Origin of the sequence: Sphaerimonospora mesophila (assembly GCF_001417795.1) — a bacterium.
GTDB lineage: Bacteria > Actinomycetota > Actinomycetes > Streptosporangiales > Streptosporangiaceae > Sphaerimonospora > Sphaerimonospora mesophila.
The window spans coordinates 1-1509 of sequence record NZ_BCBX01000004.1 but is presented as its reverse complement, the minus strand read 5'-3'; the positions used below and the strand labels follow the sequence as shown (position 1 = coordinate 1509).

The 1509-nt window shown below is 67.9% G+C and carries 1 protein-coding gene; it reads left to right on the top strand.

All coding sequences use genetic code 11. The annotated features are described in order from the left end of the window. The first annotated feature begins 247 nt into the window (after positions 1 to 247). Positions 248 to 1483, top strand: a complete 1236-nt coding sequence (locus AP234_RS00025) for an IS110 family transposase (RefSeq protein WP_055477447.1) — start codon at positions 248 to 250, stop codon at positions 1481 to 1483. The last annotated feature ends 26 nt before the right edge of the window (positions 1484 to 1509 follow it).

Here is a 1509-nt window from a genome sequence, read left to right as displayed (position 1 = left end):
GCCTAATGAGAGTTAGCGGGTCGGCCATCCGGCAGACTCGGGACTGGTAGCCACCGGCAGGTGAGCACTCCGTGGGCCTGGATTTTGAGTCCTATCCAAAGACCGTTGCCCCTGCCGGTAACCGGGTGGATTGATCGCTGATGGGATGTCGTGCCCGCCACCAGGGCGTGAGCACTGATTCATTAGGTCGTTGATGGTTCTCCCGAACGGCTGCGAACGCTGATCGACAGCGGAGACGGGAGAGGCATTGCTGTTCCTCGGAGACGACTGGGCCGAAGACCACCACGATGTGGAGTTGATGGACGGTACGGGCCGCCGGCTGGCCAAAGCTCGACTGCCGGAGGGCGTGGCGGGCATGGCCCAGCTGCACACGTTGATCGCCGAGCACCTTGGCGCGGACGTCGAGGATGAGGAGGATGCCGCCGATCAGGTGCTGATCGGTATCGAGACCGACCGGGGCCCGTGGGTGCAGGCGCTGATCGCCGCCGGGTACCGGGTGTTCGCGGTCAACCCGCTGCAGGCCTCGGAGTACCGCAGGCGGCATGCGGTGTCGGGTGCCAAGAGCGACGCCGCCGACGCTCACGTGCTGGCCGACATGGTGCGCACTGACTCCCACCAGTTGCGCACGGTGGCCGGCGACAGCGACCAAGCTGCGGCGGTCAAGGTGGTCGCCCGCGCGCACAAGACGCTGATCTGGGAGCGCACCCGGCATATGCAGCGGCTGCGGCACTCGCTGCGGGACTACTTCCCCGCCGCGCTGGAGGCCTTCGAGGATCTGACCGCCGCCGACACCCTGGAACTGCTGAGCCGGGCACCGGACCCAGCCTCGGCAGCGAAGCTGACCACCACGCAGATCACCGCGGCGCTCAAGCGCGCCCGCCGCCGCGGCATCGCGGACAAGGCCGCTGCGATCCAGGCGGCGTTGCGGAGTGAGCACCTGGGCCAGCCCGCAGTCGTGACGGCCGCCTACGCCGCCACGGTGCGTTCGGCGACCGCGATCCTGGCCGTGTTCAACGAGCAGATCAAGGTGCTCGAAGGGCAGGTGGAGGAGTATTTTGGCGCGCACCCGGCCGCTAAGATCATCGGCTCCCAGCCTGGGCTGGGACCGATCCTCGGCGCCCGGGTGCTTGCCGAGTTCGGCGACGACCCCAAGCGGTACGCCAGCGCCAAGGCCCGCAAGAACTATGCCGGCACCAGCCCGATCACCCGGGCCTCGGGCAAGAAGAAGGTCGTCCTGGCGCGGTATGTCCACAACGACCGGCTCGTGGACGCCCTCACCACGCAGGCGTTCTCCGCTCTGCAGTCCTCATCCGGCGCCCGCGCCTACTACGACCGGCTACGAGCCCGGGATGTCGGCCACCACGCCGCGCTGCGTCAGCTCGCCAACCGGCTCGTGGGAATCCTGCACGGCTGCCTCAAGACCGGCACGCTCTACGACGAAGCGACCGCCTGGTCGCATCATGCCGAGAAGCTCGCAGCTTGACACTCAAGCTCCTGGGATGTCTTTGG